The sequence below is a fragment of the Salinicola halophilus genome (assembly GCF_003206155.1).
Taxonomy (GTDB): Bacteria; Pseudomonadota; Gammaproteobacteria; order Pseudomonadales; family Halomonadaceae; genus Salinicola; species Salinicola halophilus.
This window is the reverse complement of sequence record NZ_PZJV01000006.1, coordinates 322,251-339,053: the sequence shown is the minus strand read 5'-3', so window position 1 is coordinate 339,053 and position 16,803 is coordinate 322,251. Positions and strand designations below refer to the sequence as shown.

Below are 16,803 nucleotides of genomic sequence, written 5' to 3'. Positions count from 1 at the left end.
AGATGATCCGACGACTTCGGGTGACCCGCCATCGTGGGTGAGGACGCAGCGGCAGGTAGGCGCTCGATAGGCATCGGGGGCAAAAGATCAGCTTGTCTTCGCCGGCGTGTTCGAGACGTCGACCGTCGGCTCGGGATGCACCACCAGCTTCCCCGCCGCCTCGCGCATCGCGCCGAGCTGGCGGTTGATGTGCAGCAGCTGCGTCTGTATCACGCGGCGCTCGTCGTCGGTGTCGTCCGTCGCACTGGCGGGCTCCTGCTCGAAGATCGCCATCAGCGCGGCCTGCTCGCTCTTGAGATCGGGGATCGGCTGGCGCGATGCCAGACTGGCGGCGATGGCATCGAAGCCTTCGGCGACGCGCCGGGCGGCGGCATAGGTCTCGGTGTCGCTCTCGCTGGGTGTCACCACGCCGCGATGGGCACCGAGCGCGGAAAGATAGCCCAGCAGGGTGTGAGAGACGACGAGAAAGCGAAAGCCTTCGTCGGCGTCGCGTTTACGGTAGTGCCCGGGCTCCTGGAGCATGTTGGCGAGCACCGTGGAGAGCGCGGCGTCGGCGTTGTGGGCGTTACGCCGCGCCAGCCGGTAGGCCAGATCGTCCTGTTTGCCGCTCTCGTACTGATGCACGATCTCGCGCAGATAGTCGCTGCTGCGGGAGAGCGCCGTCGCCGCGACCTTGTTGAGCCGCCGCCCCTGCCAGTCCGGCAGGATGAAAAACACCGCGAGCCCGGCGATGAAGGCGCCGATGAGCGTGTCGACCAGGCGCGGCACGATCAGGTCGAACCCGTCGCCGATCTGATTGAAACTCGCCAGTACCAGCGTGGTGATGGCGGCGGTGGCGATGACGTAGTGCTTCTCGCGGTTGGCGAAGAACGTGACCCCGGCGACGACGGCGATCAGCGACTGCATCAGCGGATGCGGAAACAGACTGATCGCCGCCCAGCCCACCACCAGCCCGAGCACGGTGCCGGCGATGCGCTGACGTAGAAAACGTCGTGTGGCACCGAAGTTGGGCCGGCAGACGAAGAGCGTGGTCAAGAGGATCCAGTAGCCCTGCGTCGGATGGACCAGATGCAGCACGCCGTAGCCGACCAGCAGCGCCGTGGGCAGGCGCAGGGCGTGGCGGAAGGTCGGCGATCCCGTGGTCAGATTGAGCCGCACCCGCTCCCAGGCGTCGCGCAGGCTGCGCGGCGAGCGGTCGAAGAGACTCGCGTCCTGATGCTCGGCGACCGCATCGGGGTTGTGGGCGCGGGAGAGCTGGTCCTCCAGCGTGGAGAGGTTGCGCGCCAGAGCCTGCAGCGAGCGCAGCAGCGGCGTCCAGGCCGGGTTGCGCTGGGCGCGCAGGTAGACCAGCGAGGCGCGCAGATCCTCCAGCGCCTGCTCGCTCAAGTCGTGATCGAAGGGCTGGCGCAGCAACAGCGCCTTGCCGAGGCGTTTGCAGGCGCGCCCCTGCTGGTCGAGCAGGCGCTGACAGCGAAACAGCACGTCGTGATGAAAGAACGTCTCCGCCAGCGCCGAGTAGGGGTAGTGCGACGCGCTCACCCGCTCGTGGATGTCCTGGGCAATGAAATAGAGTCTGAGATAGCGGTTGAGCTTGCGGCTGCCCCGCTGGCCCTCGAGGCGTCGAAAGATCATCTCCTTGGCCTGATTGAGCGCCGAGACCACCCGCCCGTTCTGGCGCGCCAGCGCCACCCGCCGGGACTCCACGTCGAGCCCGCGCAGCGGCTCGAACAGCGTCGCCTTGATGATCAGATACTCACCCAGCTCGCGATAGAGCTGCGCCATGCTCTGCTTGACGGGCTGGCGCGAGAAGAGTGCGCACCAGATCACCGAGATCGCGCCGTACCACGCCGCCCCGCCGACCAGCAGCAGCGGATGGCGCCAGAAGTCGCCGTCGGTGGTGCCGCCGTGCTGCTCGATGTTGATCATCGAGTAGACCGAGAGGATCAGCGTCGCCGAAGCGATGGTGGCGTAGCGCTGCTCGATGACGCCGAGCATGATCAGCACGAAGGCGGAGAGCGCGAGCCCCGGGGCGAAGAGCCAGGGCCAGGGGAATAGCAGTTCCACCGAGACCGAGGCGACGAAAAAGCAGATCAGGGTGACGCCGAGCGCCCGGATTCGCCCCTCCCAGCTGTCGTCGGTCTCGGCGAGCGCACTGGCGATGATGCCGAGAAACAGCGGGATCGCCAGCGCGATCTGGTCCTGGAACCAGCTCAGCGCAATCGCGCCGCTGAAGGCCAGAAAGACGCGGAAGCTGTAGGCGAACTTGTCGAGCGTCCAGAGCCGACGCAGCGAGTGGGAAAGCGGTTCGGAAATGTCGGATCTCCTTGAACTCGGCGTCGCCGGTGACGCCCAAAGCCTGCCCGTCACGCCCGCTGGCGAGACCCTCATCATTGATCGCGGCGCGGCCAACGATCGCCGGATTCTATCAGGCTTGCCCGCAGGGTACCGCCGCCTCGACGCACGATGGCGGCAGACGATGACTGGCTCGGACCTCACGACTGCGGCACCATCGTCGAACCCGCTTTGATGGAACGGCCCAGACGATGCCTTACCGATGACCGCCTCCTCCTCTCCCTCGCGCTGGCGCCAAACGCTGCGGCTGCTCTTTCACCTCGGGCGGGCGATCGTGCTGCTGCTCATCGTGGCGTGGGGGGTAGTCGCCGTGAACCTCGAACTGCCGGGGCCGCGCTGGTGGGTTCTCGCCACGCTCGTCGCCTGGATCGCGCTGGGGCTGGCGGCGGTGGCGGCGCCGCTCTGGCAGCCGCGCCGTCGCGGTCTGGTGATCCGCCTGCTATTCACCGCGAGCCTCGTGGCGCTGGTACTCTGGTGGCAGCGCCTCGAACCCCGTCTCGAGCGCGACTGGGCGCCGGACGTCGCACGCCAGCTCGCCGTCGAGCGCGTCGGCGACCGGGTAACGCTGCACAACGTGCGCGATTTCGAGTGGCACTCGCCGAGCGAGGCGACCGCGCACTGGGAAACCCGGCACTACGATCTCACAACGCTTGCAAGCGTCGACATGATCGTCTCCTACTGGATGGGCCCGGCGATCGCCCACACCCTGGTGAGCTTCGGCTTCGCCGATGGCCGCTATCTGACCTTCTCGGTCGAGATCCGTCGCGAGCGCGACGAGGCTTTCTCCATCGTCGGCGGCTTCTTCAAGCAGTTCGAGCTCAACCTGATCGCCGCCGACGAGAACGACATCCTGCGCCTTCGCAGCAACGTCCGCGGCGAGGACGTCTATCTTTACAGCGTGGCACTCGCACCCGAGGCGCGGCGCGAGCTCTTTCTCGCCTATCTCGACGAGGCGGAAAGACTCAGGCGGGAACCGGCGTTCTACAACACCCTGACCAGCAACTGCACCACCCTCGTCTTCGACATGGTCGCCAAGATCGTCGACGGCCTGCCGCGGGATCTTCGTCTGGTGCTCTCGGGGTATCTCCCCGACTACGTGCACGACGTGGGCGGTCTGGCGCCGGGCGTGTCGCTTGCGATGCTGCGCGAGCGAGGTTACATCAACCCCCGCGCCCGAGCCGTGCCCTATGATGCCGGCTCGCGCACTTTCTCTCGCGCCATTCGCGACGGCGTGCCGGTTGCCGATGAGACCGCGGATGTTACGCCTGGCGAGAAGACCCATGAAATGCCTGATGCAATGACCGGTAAGCCGACGGACGAAAGCGCCGAAGACGACGCCACGGGAGACCCCATTACACCATGACGCCGAATTCGCTGCGCCAAGCCATCGAGAATCGCATCGCCAGCCTCACCGGGCGCAACCTCGGCGGCGTGGACTACACCGAGCCCAAGGGCGACCCGGGGCTCTTCGGCCCGGAAACGGTGGCGTGGAAGGTGCACGGCGAGTTCACGCCGATGATGTGCGGCGGCATCAGCGCGCTGCTGCTGCAGATGCTCCATCCGCTGGCGCTCGCCGGGGTGTGGGATCACTCCAACTTTCGCAAGGACATGATCGGCAGGCTGCGCCGGACCAGCCAGTTCATCGCCGTGACCACCTTCGGCGCCCGCGACGACGCCGAGCGCATTCTCGAGCGGGTGCGCCGGGTTCACGACGGCGTCCACGGCGTCACCCGCGATGGCCGCCCCTACGCCGCCAACGACCCCGAGCTCCTGGTGTGGGTCCACGTCGCCGAGATGAGCCGCTTTCTCGCCGCCCACCGGCGCTATCGCAACCCGCACTTGAGCCTTGCCGATCAGGATCGCTACTTCGCCGAGACCGCCCGCGTCGCCGAGGCGCTGGGCGCGACGAACGTGCCCAAGAGCCGTGCGGCGATCGACGCCTACCTGGAAGATCAGCGGCGCTATCTGGTCTGCGATGCACGCACCCGGGACGTGATCGCGGTGCTGCTCGACGCCCTGCCGCCGAACCCGGTGGTGCGGCCGGTGGGCAAGCTCTTCATGCGCGCGGGCGTCGATCTGTTGCCAACCTGGGCGGCAACGCTGCTGAGCCTGGAGATGTCGACGCCGGAGCGTCACGCGGTGCGCAGTGGCGTGCGCACCCTGGCGCCGGTCGTGCGCTGGGCGGTACGCAACGGCTCCTACCGCCGCGCCATGGAGCGCATGCAGGCAAAGGAGCAGGCTCAAACCTGAGCGCCGGTCGACTCTCTCCTACACCTCTCCCTACATCTCCCTGCTTTACCTCTAATCTCCCCCTGCTCTCTCGCCTAATTCGCGGCGCAGCCATTCGGCCAGGCGCTCGCCGCGGCGCGGATCGATCCGCGGCGATAGCCACAGCCCCAGCGCGCCGCCGGTCTCGATCGCCGGCCAAGGTGCCTCCAGTCGGCCCTGCTGGAGTTCGGTGGCCACCAGCAGCTCGGGGGCGATGGCAACACCCAGCCCCGCCAGCGCCGCCTCCAGCAGATAGTAGAGATGCTCGAAGCTTCGCCCCTCGGCGCGGGCGGTGGCGAGTGTCTTCTCTTTCAATCCCATCGCGGCGGCCCATTCGGGCCAGGCCTGAAGGCGCGACGCCGTCTCCAGCAGCGGGAGCGTTTCGAGCATGGCGGCGGGCGAGCTGCGTGACGCCTGCGTCCAGCGCGTCGGCGTCGCCACCGCGACGATGCGCTCGGGGAGCAGTTCGAACACCGGCATGTCATCCGGCCACGGCGGCGCCGCGAAGCGCAGCGTGGCATCGACGTCCTCGCGGCGCGGGTCGAGCTCGTTCTCGCTGGAGACCACTCGCAGGCGTAGATCGGGCAGTTCGGCGTTGAGCCGGTCGAGACGCGGAATCAGCCAGCGTGCCAGCAGGCTGCCGGGACAGGCGAGCGTGAACGGCGCCTCGTCGAGCCGCTGGGTCAGCGCCGCGCAGCCCGCGACCAGATGTGAGAATCCCTCACTCAGCGCCGGCTGCAGCGTGCGGCCGTGGGCGGTGGGCACAAGCCCGCGCCCCGCTTTCTCGAACAGGGCGACGCCGAAGTGGTGTTCGAGCGTGCGCAGCTGCCGACTCACCGCCCCGTGGGTGACGTTGAGCTCACTGGCAGCAGCGCTGACGCTGCCCAGTCGAGCGGTCGCCTCGAAGGCGCGCAGCGCATTGAGTGACGGCAACGCGGTCATGCGGGCCTCCTCATCCTGTGACTTTTACTCACCTGTTACCGAAAGTTTATCGATTTTCTCCGACCCGTGCGCGGCCTAGTCTGAAGACATCGAAACGCGCCGCCGGACCCTTCGGCGCCCGCGCTGACCAGGAGTACGACGATGACCGACTTCCCCGACGCCAACGGCTTTTTCGGCGACGCCCGCGACGGCGAGCCGGGCCCGCGCTACGGCGGACGCTATGTCGCCGAGACGCTGATGCCGCTGATCGGCGAGATCGAAGCGGCCTACGACGCCGCTCGCATCGACCCCGACTTCCAGGCCCGCCTGCACGAACTGCAGCAGGACTACGTGGGCCGGGCGACGCCGCTCTACTTCGCCGAGCGACTGAGCGAACACTTCGGCGGCGCGCAGATCTATCTCAAGCGCGAGGATCTCAATCACACCGGCGCGCACAAGATCAACAATGCCCTCGGCCAGGCCCTGCTGGCGCAGCGCATGGGCCGAAAGCGGCTGATCGCCGAGACCGGCGCCGGCATGCACGGGGTGGCCGTGGCGACGGTAGCCGCACGCCTCGGTCTCACCTGCGTGATCTACATGGGGGCGACCGACATCGAGCGCCAGCAGCCCAACGTGCAGCGCATGCGCCTGCTCGGTGCCGAGATCGTTCCCGTGCACAACGGCACGGCGACGCTCAAGGACGCCATGAACGAGGCGCTGCGCGACTGGGTCGCCAACGTCGACGACACTTTCTACATCATCGGTACCGTCGCCGGCCCCGCGCCCTACCCGCGCATGGTGCGCGACTTCCAGGCGGTGATCGGCCGCGAGACCCGCGAGCAGATGATCGACCGCCACGGCCGGCTGCCGGACACACTGGTCGCCTGCGTCGGCGGCGGCTCCAACGCCATGGGACTGTTCCACGCTTTTCTCGACGATACCGACGTCGCGCTGGTCGGCGCCGAAGCGGCCGGCGAAGGCCTCGACAGCGGCCGTCACGCCGCCAGCCTCAACGGCGGCGCCCCCGGCATTCTCCATGGCAACCGCACCTATCTGCTGCAGAGCGACGACGGTCAGATTCTCGATGCGCATTCGATCTCCGCCGGGCTCGACTACCCCGGTGTCGGCCCCGAACACGCCTACCTGCACGACAGCGGACGGGCGAGCTACGTCGCAGTGACCGACGACGAGGCGCTGGGGGCGGTCTCACTCTGCTGCCGGCTGGAAGGGATTCTGCCGGCGCTGGAGTCGGCGCACGCGCTGCACGAGGCCGGCCGACTGGCGGCGACGCAGCGCGACGATCAGGTCATCGTGGTCTGCCTCAGCGGGCGCGGCGACAAGGACATGGACACCATCACCCGCCATCTGATGCCCGAGGGGATTTCCGCATGAACGCGCCCGATGCTTCCACCCCGATGACGACCGCCGAACGCGCGTCGCGAGAGACCGACCGGACCGAGGCCCTCTCACGGGGCGAATCGCGACTGGCGAAACGCTTCGCGGCGCTTCGCGAGGCCAACCGCGCGGCGCTGATCACCTACGTCATGGCCGGCGATCCCGATCCGGCGACCAGCCGGGAGCTGATGAACCGGCTGCCGACGGCGGGCGCCGACATCATCGAGCTCGGCATGCCGTTCAGCGATCCGATGGCCGACGGCGTGGCGATCCAGCGCGCCGGTGAGCGAGCGCTGGCGGGCGGGCAGACGCTGGCCGGCACGCTCGACCAGGTGCGCGACTTTCGTCAGCAGGACGACGACACCCCCATCGTGCTGATGGGCTATCTCAATCCGATTCAGCGCTTCGGTGAGACGCGCTTTCTCGAAGCGGCGAGCGACGCCGGGGTGGACGGGCTGATCCTGGTCGACCTGCCGGCGGAGCATGCCGCCACGCTCACCGCCAAGGCGCGGGACCTGGGGCTTTCGCGGATTCCGCTGGTGGCGCCGACCACGCCGGCCGAACGGCTACCGGCGCTGCTGGCGCAGGGCGATGGCTTCGTCTATCGCATCGCCTTCAACGGCGTCACGGGGAGCCAGAGTCTCGATCTCGAGGGGCCGCTGGGTAGCGCACTGGCGCAGCTCAAGCAGCAGACGCCCCTGCCGATCGCCGTCGGTTTCGGCGTTCGCAACGCCGAAAGCGCCGCCGCCGTCGCCCGGGTCGCAGACGCCGTCGTCGTCGGCAGTGCGCTGGTCGAGCGGCTCGTCGAGTCCGGTGTCGAAGGGGCACTGGCGCTGACCGAGACGCTGGCAGAGGCGATCCAACAGGCTCGCCAAAGCGGATGACCGTTCGTTTTGTTGCACCGATCGGTGCGATTCAAGCCACTTTTGTTCGAATCCATTGCCGGTAGACTCGTCTCATCGGCCCCCGAGGGGCCCGCCCGACAGGAGAGAGACAATGCTGACGATTCGACGCGGCAACGAGCGCGGCTATGCCGATCACGGCTGGCTCGAGAGCTATCACTCGTTCTCGTTTGCCGGCTATCACGACCCGCAGCACGTGCACTTCAGCGTGCTGCGGGTGATCAACGAGGACCGGGTGGCGCCGGGTCAGGGTTTCGGCCAGCACGGTCACCGGGACATGGAGATCTTCTCCTACGTGCTCAGCGGCGAGCTCGCCCATCGCGACACCCTGGGCAACGGCTCCGCGATCGGCCCGGGGCGGGTGCAGATCATGACCACCGGCACCGGCGTCGAGCACAGCGAGTTCAACCACTCCGACAGCCAACCGGTTCATTTCCTGCAGATCTGGTTGTTTCCGCGGGCGCGCGGTCTCGAACCCCGCTACGCGGAAAAGGATTTTCATGATGCCGACAAACGCGGACGCCTCTGCCTGATTCTCTCGCCGGACGGGCGCGACGGCTCGTTGAGCCTGGCCCAGGATGCCTTCATTCACGCCGCGCTGATCGATGGCGAGGAGCGAGCCGAACTCGCGCTGGAAGCAGGACGACAAGCCTACGTGCACGTGGCGCAGGGGTCGCTCACGGTCAACGGTGAGCGGCTGGCGCCCGGCGACGCGGTGATGCTCACGCAAGAGTCGCGAGTGACGCTGGAAGACGGCGACGGGGCGGAAGTGCTGGTCTTCGACTTGCCGGTGCTGGCGGCGGGCTGAGCCGGAAGATCGGGCCCGGCGAGGGGCAAGTCCACTCGCTTTGATTCAGGAAGGCGAGCCGCTAGCCGTTGGTGATGCCCGGCTCGTGGCTCGTGGCTCAGAGATGCTTCAGCAGGCTCTGCAGCCGCTCGAGGTCGCGAGAGTCGCCGACCAGGCGCAGCCGACCGTCGAAAAGACCGGTGCGAAAGGCCCGCTGAGAGGGCTTGCGCAGGAACTGCGTGGCACTTTCGGCGTCGCGAAAGCGCAGTTCGAGCGCCAGATCCACCGGTAGGCCGGCGTGGCTCTCGATCGTCTGCGGACGCATTCGGTAGTGGCGTGCGACGCTCAGGTCTTCGGTAGCCACCCCCCAGTCGAATCGTTCGAAACGCGCCAGCGTGTCGCGGAATTCGGTCTTTCGAGCGCGCGCTCGCTTGAGCATCACGCCGAGCCACCACAGCATCAGTTTGAGCTTCATGACTGCCTCTCGTACTCGGCGCTCGCTTGGCACCGACCGCGTTCGCCAAGGCCCGAGGGCGCAAGCGCTTGTGTCGTTCGGGGCGGGTGCGAGACCCGGTGGCGGAAATGCCGACCCGGCGGGGCGGATCGGTCATCGTTGCACTCAAGGATGAGTGACGTTTCGCTCGTCGCCGGCGTTACTTGCTGCCGAGGGAGTCCTTGAGCGATTTGCCGGGCTTGAACGCCACGGTCTTGCTGGCGGGGATGTCCAGCGGCTTGCCGGTCTGGGGGTTCTTGCCGGTACGCGCTGCGCGCTCGCGAACGGTGAACGAGCCGAAGCCGATCAGCGTCACGTCGTCACCCTTGGCGACCGTTTCGGTGATCTCGTCGAGAATGACGTTGAGCACCTGGCTTGCCTTGTCCTTCGAAAGATCCGCACGCTCGGCGATGGCCGTAGCGAGTTCTGGCTTACGCATAAAGCCCTCCTGGGTTGGCAATGGCGTTAACTGAGACGCCTCGTATCTAAAACACGCTGTTGTTCTCGGCGGGGAATCGATCCCGTCTGGCGCATGATAAGCCGTCGATCACGCGATGTGTAAAGCGCCGAAGCGCTCGCGGCACCGCGCCCCCGCCGTTACCGAGGCTAGCCTAGCAACGCCGGCGCCGCACGCGCCAGTTCGACTTTACGCCGAACGCAGCGCCCGGTGAGCGCGAAACCGACCAGATCGCTCGCCGCATTCTCGGCGATGGCCGCGAGATCCTCGCCCTCGCCTTCGAAGCGCCAGCGCGCGGGTGATTCCTGGGGCGCCAGCGCAACGACAGGCAGCAGCGGCGTCTTCACCACCACCGGCCAGGCGCCGTAGGCGACCTCGGTGGGCGTACCGGTGAGCGAGGCCGCAAGCGCTTTCGCGCTCGCCTGCAGCGGCTGCACGTACATGGCGCTGACCCCGCGCGCCGGATCGTCGAGCCCGCCGACGCAGGCGACGTCGCCAAGGGCGTAGATGGCGGGCACGCTGGTCGCCAGGCGCCGATCGGTGAGAATGCCCGCCGGCGAGACGGCAAGCCCCGCCGCCTCGGCCAGCCCGGTTCGCGGACGCAGCCCGGTCGCCATCAGCACGAAATCGAACTCCGAGCGCTCGCCGTCATCGAGCCTGAGCGCGACGCTGCCCCCGGCAGCATCGAGCGCGACGAGCTGGCGCGAAAAGCGGGTGGCGATGCCAGCGCGGGCAAAAGCCGCCGCCAGTGCCTCCCCGAGGCGGGCAGGCAGCAGCCGCGCCAGGGGCGTCGCCTCGGGGGCGATCAGCGTGACCCGGTAGCCGCCGGCCTGTAGATCGTTGGCGTATTCGCAGCCGACCAGTCCGGCGCCGACGATGGCGATCCGCGCCGATCGCCCGACGCCATCGAGCGCGGCGCGAAACCGCCGATAGTCGTCGAGATCGTTGATCTGGAAGACGCGATCGACGGCCTCGGGCGGCGTCGCGACGGGGCAATACGGCGTGGCGCCGGTGGCGAGCACGAGCTGGGAATAGGGCAGCCGTTCGGCGCCCAGATGCAGACAGCGCGCAGCAGGGTCGATGGCATCGATCCGGGTATGAATGCGCAGACGCGCGTCGAGCGCCTCGGCCACGTCCGGCGCGCGGCGCAAGCGGAGATCGACGACGGACTGGCCTTTGGTCACGGCGCTGGAGAGCAGCGGCTTGACGTACTCGTCGCCGCTGTCGGCGGTGATCAGGGTGATCGGTCGCGCGCCGTCCCGGGCGCGCACGCCGCGCGCCAGTGCCAGCCCCGCCATGCCGGTACCGACGATCACGAGCCCGGGGTCGGATCTCGGGACGTCATCACGGGCGGGCACGTTGGTGGCAACTGCGGTCATACCATCCTCTCGAGTCAGGACGAGTGAACGCTCGATGGTACACTGCGGCGCCACCTGTCCGCCGCTTCCCGCCCCCGGCGGGCGATCACTCGACGTGGAGCCCTGCGTGCCCCGAACTGCCCACTGCCCTGCGTTTCCCTTGGCCGAGCGCCGCCGCTTCGTTCGCTGGGTGCCCATCGACGCTCGCCGCCACGCGATGGACGCCCGCTGGTGGCAGTGGATCGCCTCGACCGATTCGCTGACCGCCCGCCTCATCGCGGCCTCGCCGCGAGCGTTCCACGTACGCCTCGTCTCCCAAGGCGTGAAGGTCCCGCGCCGGGACGAGGCGCAGGCGCTGGGACTGCGCGCGGGCCGCGTCGCCTGGGTCCGCGAGGTTGCGCTGATGAGCGGCGAGCGCTGCTGGGTGGTCGCGCGTTCGGTGGCACCGCTGAGTCGCCTCGGTCACCGCCAGCTCCGCGCGCTCGGCGAGCGCTCGCTGGGCAGCTGGCTCTTCGCCCAGCCGGATCTCGAGCGCGGGCCGATCGAGATCGCGCCGATCTCCTCCGGCAGCGATACGCTCTGGCTGCGCCGCTCGCGCTTTCGCCACGGGTCGATTCGGCTGCTGGTGCAGGAGGGCTTTCAGCGCGAGATGGCGGAGGATCTGGGGCTGGCGCGCTCGACTCGCCGCCAGGGTGGCGTTCTCGAAGCGCCGACGCATCTGGGTTAAGGTTCCGGCTTGCCGCGCCCGTCCACTCGGAGAGTTTCATGCCCAGCGCCGATTCCGCCGCCGCCCGCCCACGCGGCCTCGCCCGCCTGCCCGACTTCCTGCGCCTGACCCGACTCGACAAGCCGATCGGCACCTGGCTTTTGATGTGGCCGACGCTTTGGGCACTCTGGCTCGGCGCCGAGGGCGTGCCAGACCGCGCCAACCTGATCATCTTCGTGCTCGGCGTCTATCTGATGCGCGCCGCCGGCTGCGTGGTCAACGACTACGCCGATCGCAAGATCGACGGCCACGTCAAACGCACCCGGACGCGGCCGCTCGCCACCGGGCGCATCAGCGAGCGTGAGGCCAAGGGCCTGTTCGCGACGCTGGTGGCGGCGGCGTTCGTGCTGGTCTGCTTCACCAATCTGCCGACGGTGCTGCTGTCGTTCGTCGGCGTGGCGCTGGCGGCGATCTATCCGTTCATGAAGCGCTATACCCATCTGCCGCAGGTGGTGCTGGGCCTGGCCTTCTCGTGGGCGATTCCCATGGCGTTCATGGCGGTGAGTCGTGAGATACCGCTGGAGGCGTGGCTGCTGCTCGTCGCCAATGTCGCCTGGACGGTGGCCTACGATACCCAGTACGCCATGGTCGATCGCGACGACGACATCAAGATCGGGGTCAAGTCCACCGCCCGGCTGTTCGGCACCGCCGACAGGCTGATCATCGGTCTTTTGCAGCTCACCACGCTCGTGATGCTTGTCTGGGTGGGGGCGCGTCTCGCTCTTGGCGGCTTTTTCTGGCTGGGCTTGGCGGCGATGTCAGCGACCTTCGTCTATCAGCAGTGGCTGATCCAGAGCCGCGAGCGCGACCCCTGCTTCCAGGCGTTTCTCAACAATTTCTGGTCGGGCCTTTTGCTTTTTGCGGGGCTGGCGCTGGCGCTGTGGCCGGTCGCTTGACCGCTACCGTCGCCACTGTCACTTTTCTGTCATCTGTTCGCGCTGTAATCGTCACGGTTCTGTCACGGCCGGCGGGGTGCGCTTCGAAACGCCGCTAGCACGCCGCCGGTTCGGGAGAACGCGACCGTCGGTCGCTCTTTCTCTTTCATTCGAGGCCCGTCCATGAGCTCCAAGACCGTACTCATCGTCGACGACGAATCCTCCATTCGCGAGATGATCGCCGTGGCGCTGGAAATGGCGGACTATCGCGTGCTGGAAGCGGAAAACGCCCAGACCGGCCACGCCATGGCGCTGGATCACAAGCCCGACCTGGTACTGCTCGACTGGATGATGCCGGGCACCAGCGGCATCGAGCTGGCCCGTCGCCTCAAGCGCGAGGAGGCCACCGCCGAGATGCCGATCATCCTGCTCACCGCCAAGGGCGAGGAGGACAACAAGATCCAGGGGCTCGAAGCCGGCGCCGACGACTATATCACCAAGCCGTTCTCACCCAGGGAGCTGGTCGCCCGGCTCAAGGCGGTGCTGCGCCGCGCCACGCCGGCAGGCGTCGAGGAGTCGGTGGAAGTCGAAGGTCTCAAGCTCGACCCCGCCAGCCACCGGGTTACCTCCCACGGCAGCGCGCTGGAGATCGGTCCCACCGAATATCGTCTGCTGCAGTTCTTCATGACCCATCAGGAGCGCGCCTACACGCGCAGCCAGCTGCTCGATCAGGTCTGGGGCGGCAACGTCTACGTCGAGGAGCGCACGGTCGACGTGCACATTCGTCGCCTGCGCAAGTCGCTCGGCGAGACGCACCAGCATCTGGTCCAGACCGTCCGCGGTACCGGCTACCGCTTCTCGACTCGGGAGTGATTCGCGCGTGCGCTACTGGATCAACGAGCTGTGGCGCCTGGGCTACATGCTGTTCGGCCTCGGGGCGATGGGGCTGCTGCTGGGCACGCTGTTCGATGCGCTGTTCGCCGGGCTCGGCTGGGGCATCGCCGCCGGGCTCGGGCTCTACGTCTTCCTGCATCTGCTTCACGTGCGCAGGCTCTATGTCTGGCTGCTGCGCCATCCGCGTGAGGCGCCGCCGCCGGGCACCGGCGTCTGGGGGGACCTGTTCGACCGCCTCTACAGCTATCAGAAAGCCCAGAGTCAGCTGCAGCAGCGCCTGCGCGACATTCTCCGGCGCATTCAGGACTCCTGCGAGGCGATGCGCGATAGCGTCGTCATGCTCGACTCCCACGGCGATCTCGACTGGTGGAACAGCGCCGCCTCGGAGATGCTCGGCCTCAAGCCCGATCACGACCGCGGCCGACCGCTCACCAACCTGCTGCGCGACCCGCGCTTCATCGACTACTTCAACGCCCGCGACTACGCCGAGCCGCTGCTGATCCCCTCGCCGGTGCACCACGCCCAGATGCTGCAGTTCCAGGTCACGCTGTTCGGCGACGACGAGCGGCTGGTGATGGCCCGCGACGTCACCCGACTGCATCAGCTGGAAATGATGCGCCGCGATTTCGTCGCCAATGTCTCCCACGAGCTGCGCACGCCGCTGACGGTACTCGCGGGCTATCTCGAGACCTACACCGAGCACGCCGGGGAGCTGCCGTCGCGCTGGCAGCGCGGCTTCACTCAGATGCAGGCGCAGACGACCCGGATGCAGCATCTGGTCGATGATCTGCTGCTGCTCTCGCGTCTGGAGATCGACAGCCCCGACGACGCCGACGACACCCTCGACGTCGGTGTCCTGCTCGCCCGCATCATCGACGACGCCCGGGAACTGAGCGCCGGCCAACAGACGCTGGAACTCCAGCTCGAGGAGAGCCGTCGGCTGCTCGCCAACACCCACGAGATCCGCAGCGCCGTCTCCAACCTCGTGTTCAACGCCGTGCGCTACACCCCTGAGGGGAGTCATATCATCCTGCGCTGGAAGCCGTGGCACGACGGCGGCGCCGTCGAGGTGGAGGACGACGGCGAGGGTTTCGATCCGATCCACATCCCGCGACTGACCGAGCGTTTCTACCGCATCGACAAGGGGCGAAGCACCGCCACCGGCGGCACCGGGCTCGGCCTGGCGATCGTCAAGCACGTGCTGCTGCGACACGACGCCAGGCTCGATATCGTCAGTCGCCCCGGCAAGGGGGCGCGCTTTCGCTGTGCCTTCCCCGAAAGCCGTCTCGTCTCGGCGGCGACCGCCGACGCCACGGTCTCTACCGATTGAGCGCGAGCCGCGCAGGCGGCGCGTGCCGGTTTCGCTTCGTCTGCTAAGCCGCGCTTTGTCGCGCGCTTCGGCGTTTTCTCGGGATCTCGCGCGCGACCTCCTCGGTTCCTTCAAGCATTTCATCGATGCGCCCCGCTCAACTTCGCCACGCCCTCGCCGATAGAGACAAGCGCGAATGGGAACATTCACTCCTTTAATTCTATTGGTGATGCCCGGCGGTGTTCGTCCACACCCCGCCGCCGGATCGCGAGACGACGGGATTCGAAACGATGACGATGCGCCAGAAGCTCTGGGTTACGGTTGGCCTGATGTGGGTCGGAATGCTGGTTCTGGTGGGCTGGATGGCCCTCGAGAAACGCGACACGCTGATGACCGAACGCGTCACCAGCCTCAAGAGTTTCGTCGCCAGCGCCCAGACGCTGGTCGAGCGCTACGCCGAGCGCGCCGACAGCGGCGAGTTCACTACCGAGGCGGCGCAGAACTTCGCCCGCCGCAACCTCTCGGCGTTCGATCTCGACGGCAGCTACGTCTACGCCTTCGATAGCGACATCCATCTCGTCTACCACCCGAAGCGCGAGATCGGTAGCGACATGAGCGACTTTCGCGATGACAACGGCATGTACTTCTATCGCGAGCTCAAGGCGCTGGCCGATGCCCCCGACGACGGCACCCTCGAGTACACCTCCACCAACGCCGACGGCGACGACGTCTCGAAGCTGAACTACGTCCGCTACGTGCCGGAGTGGGACTGGTACCTCGCCTCCAACGTCTACATCTCCGACATCAAGCAGGCGTTCTGGAGCGGTGTGCTGCGCATGGGGCTGATCGCCTTCGCCATCGGCCTTGCGATCACGCTGGTGATGGCATGGATCATCCGCAACGTGATCGCCGACCTCGGCGGCGACCCGCGTGAAGCGCGGGACAGCGTCAAGCTGATCGCCGACGGCGACCTCACCCGAGCGATCGACGTGCGGCGCGACGACGAGCGCAGCCTGCTCGCGGCGATCGAGGGCATGCGCTCCCGCCTCGCCACCTCGATGATCGACGTTCGCCACGCCTCCAGCACGCTCACCGTGGGCATCGGCCAGATCCACAGCGGCAATCAGGATCTCTCCGCGCGCACCGAACAGCAGGCCGCCTCGATCAGCGAAACCGCTTCGAGCATGGAGGAGCTGACCCAGACCGTGCGCCAGAATGCCGACAACGCCCGTCAGGCCAACGGTCTGGCCGGTGAAGCACGCACCACGGCCAGCGAGGGCGGCGAGAAGATGGACCGGGTGGTCACCACCATGCAGGGCATCACCGACAGCTCGCGCAAGGTGACCGAGATCGTCGGCGTGATCGACTCGATCGCCTTCCAGACCAACATTCTCGCGCTCAACGCTTCGGTGGAGGCCGCGCGCGCCGGCGAGCAGGGTCGCGGTTTCGCCGTGGTCGCCAACGAGGTGCGCACGCTGGCCAGCCGCAGCGCCGAGGCTTCCCGCGAGATTCGCGAGCTGATCGACGCCTCCAACCGCCAGATCGACACCGGCTCGGAGATCGTCGCCGAGGCGGGCGAGACCATTCGGCGGGTGGTGGAGGCCGTCTCCCGCATGACCGATCTCATCGAGGAGATCTCGGTCGCTTCCGGCGAGCAGTCCAACGGCATCGACCAGGTCAACAACGCCGTGGTGCAGATGGACCAGGTGACCCAGCAGAACGCCACGCTGGTGCAGGAGGCCTCCAGCGCCGCCTCGACCCTCAACGAGCAGATCGGCATGCTCGAACGCGCCCTGTCCGGCTTCCGGGTCGCCGACGAGAGCTATGACGGCATGCTCTCCCGCTACAGCGCCCCTGCCCCGACCGGAACGGCGTCGACCGAGACGGCCTCGGCCCCGCGCCGCCCCTCTCAGGCAGCGCCGTCGCCCGCCGCCAACGCCCAGAAGAACGGCAGCGACGAGGACGACTGGGAGTCGTTCTGAACCTCCCCGTTCGCTCGGCGCGACGCCGCNNTGGCGGCGTCGCG

General features: G+C 67.7%; 15 protein-coding genes. 10 read left to right on the top strand and 5 right to left on the bottom strand.

The window, feature by feature from the left end; all coding sequences use genetic code 11:
- Positions 1-87: 87 nt before the first annotated feature.
- Positions 88-2,388 carry a YccS family putative transporter gene (gene yccS / locus DOM33_RS13420; protein WP_110669777.1) on the bottom strand — a complete coding sequence of 767 codons (2,301 nt, stop codon included), beginning with the start codon at positions 2,386-2,388 and terminating at the stop codon, positions 88-90.
- Between the two features lie 166 nt (positions 2,389-2,554).
- Between yccS and DOM33_RS13415 the strand changes: the two genes are divergently transcribed.
- Together DOM33_RS13415 and DOM33_RS13410 are read left to right on the top strand one after the other, a co-directional pair.
- Entirely contained in the window at positions 2,555-3,715 is a 1,161-nt protein-coding gene (locus tag DOM33_RS13415) for an Lnb N-terminal periplasmic domain-containing protein (RefSeq protein WP_110669775.1), read from the top strand.
- Complete coding sequence (locus DOM33_RS13410) at positions 3,712-4,602, top strand: oxygenase MpaB family protein (RefSeq protein WP_110669773.1); 891 nt, start codon at positions 3,712-3,714, stop codon at positions 4,600-4,602. Before DOM33_RS13415 ends, DOM33_RS13410 begins: the two co-directional genes overlap by 4 nt.
- A gap of 51 nt (positions 4,603-4,653) precedes the next feature.
- Here the strand turns inward: DOM33_RS13410 and DOM33_RS13405 are convergent, their stop codons facing one another.
- Positions 4,654-5,562 (bottom strand): LysR family transcriptional regulator, encoded by a 909-nt coding sequence (locus DOM33_RS13405; protein WP_110669772.1) that lies wholly within the window; start codon positions 5,560-5,562, stop codon positions 4,654-4,656.
- A gap of 141 nt (positions 5,563-5,703) precedes the next feature.
- Here DOM33_RS13405 and trpB point away from each other — a divergent pair, with 141 nt between their 5' ends.
- The 3 genes from trpB (at position 5,704) to DOM33_RS13390 (ending at position 8,646) form a co-directional block, all read left to right on the top strand.
- On the top strand, positions 5,704-6,933 hold the full coding sequence (trpB, locus tag DOM33_RS13400) for a tryptophan synthase subunit beta (protein WP_110669770.1): 1,230 nt from the start codon (positions 5,704-5,706) through the stop codon (positions 6,931-6,933).
- On the top strand, positions 6,930-7,820 hold the full coding sequence (trpA, locus tag DOM33_RS13395) for a tryptophan synthase subunit alpha (protein ID WP_239495367.1): 891 nt from the start codon (positions 6,930-6,932) through the stop codon (positions 7,818-7,820). Before trpB ends, trpA begins: the two co-directional genes overlap by 4 nt.
- Before the next feature lie 112 nt (positions 7,821-7,932).
- Complete coding sequence (locus DOM33_RS13390; RefSeq protein ID WP_110669768.1) at positions 7,933-8,646, top strand: pirin family protein; 714 nt, start codon at positions 7,933-7,935, stop codon at positions 8,644-8,646.
- 97 nt (positions 8,647-8,743) lie between these two features.
- Here DOM33_RS13390 and DOM33_RS13385 read toward each other — a convergent pair whose 3' ends face one another.
- The 3 genes from DOM33_RS13385 to DOM33_RS13375 all read right to left on the bottom strand — a co-directional run bounded on the left by DOM33_RS13385 (position 8,744) and on the right by DOM33_RS13375 (position 10,954).
- Positions 8,744-9,100: a hypothetical protein gene (locus tag DOM33_RS13385; RefSeq protein ID WP_110669766.1), complete on the bottom strand. Its 357-nt coding sequence runs from the start codon at positions 9,098-9,100 to the stop codon at positions 8,744-8,746.
- Between the two features lie 178 nt (positions 9,101-9,278).
- Positions 9,279-9,578 (bottom strand): HU family DNA-binding protein, encoded by a 300-nt coding sequence (locus tag DOM33_RS13380; protein ID WP_275425800.1) that lies wholly within the window; start codon positions 9,576-9,578, stop codon positions 9,279-9,281.
- Positions 9,579-9,724: 146 nt separating this feature from the next.
- Positions 9,725-10,954, bottom strand: coding sequence for an FAD-dependent oxidoreductase (locus tag DOM33_RS13375; protein ID WP_110669763.1), 1,230 nt, complete (start codon positions 10,952-10,954; stop codon positions 9,725-9,727).
- Between the two features lie 106 nt (positions 10,955-11,060).
- Between DOM33_RS13375 and DOM33_RS13370 the strand changes: the two genes are divergently transcribed.
- The 5 genes from DOM33_RS13370 to DOM33_RS16420 all read left to right on the top strand — a co-directional run bounded on the left by DOM33_RS13370 (position 11,061) and on the right by DOM33_RS16420 (position 16,759).
- Positions 11,061-11,660: a chorismate--pyruvate lyase family protein gene (locus DOM33_RS13370; RefSeq protein WP_239495366.1), complete on the top strand. Its 600-nt coding sequence runs from the start codon at positions 11,061-11,063 to the stop codon at positions 11,658-11,660.
- Between the two features lie 38 nt (positions 11,661-11,698).
- Positions 11,699-12,595, top strand: a complete 897-nt coding sequence (gene ubiA, locus DOM33_RS13365) for a 4-hydroxybenzoate octaprenyltransferase (protein ID WP_110669761.1) — start codon at positions 11,699-11,701, stop codon at positions 12,593-12,595.
- A gap of 162 nt (positions 12,596-12,757) precedes the next feature.
- Positions 12,758-13,447, top strand: coding sequence for a phosphate regulon transcriptional regulator PhoB (gene phoB / locus DOM33_RS13360; protein ID WP_110669759.1), 690 nt, complete (start codon positions 12,758-12,760; stop codon positions 13,445-13,447).
- A gap of 7 nt (positions 13,448-13,454) precedes the next feature.
- Positions 13,455-14,798, top strand: coding sequence for a phosphate regulon sensor histidine kinase PhoR (gene phoR, locus DOM33_RS13355; RefSeq protein ID WP_110669757.1), 1,344 nt, complete (start codon positions 13,455-13,457; stop codon positions 14,796-14,798).
- Positions 14,799-15,067: 269 nt separating this feature from the next.
- Complete coding sequence (locus DOM33_RS16420) at positions 15,068-16,759, top strand: methyl-accepting chemotaxis protein (RefSeq protein ID WP_275425799.1); 1,692 nt, start codon at positions 15,068-15,070, stop codon at positions 16,757-16,759.
- Positions 16,760-16,803 lie beyond the last annotated feature (44 nt).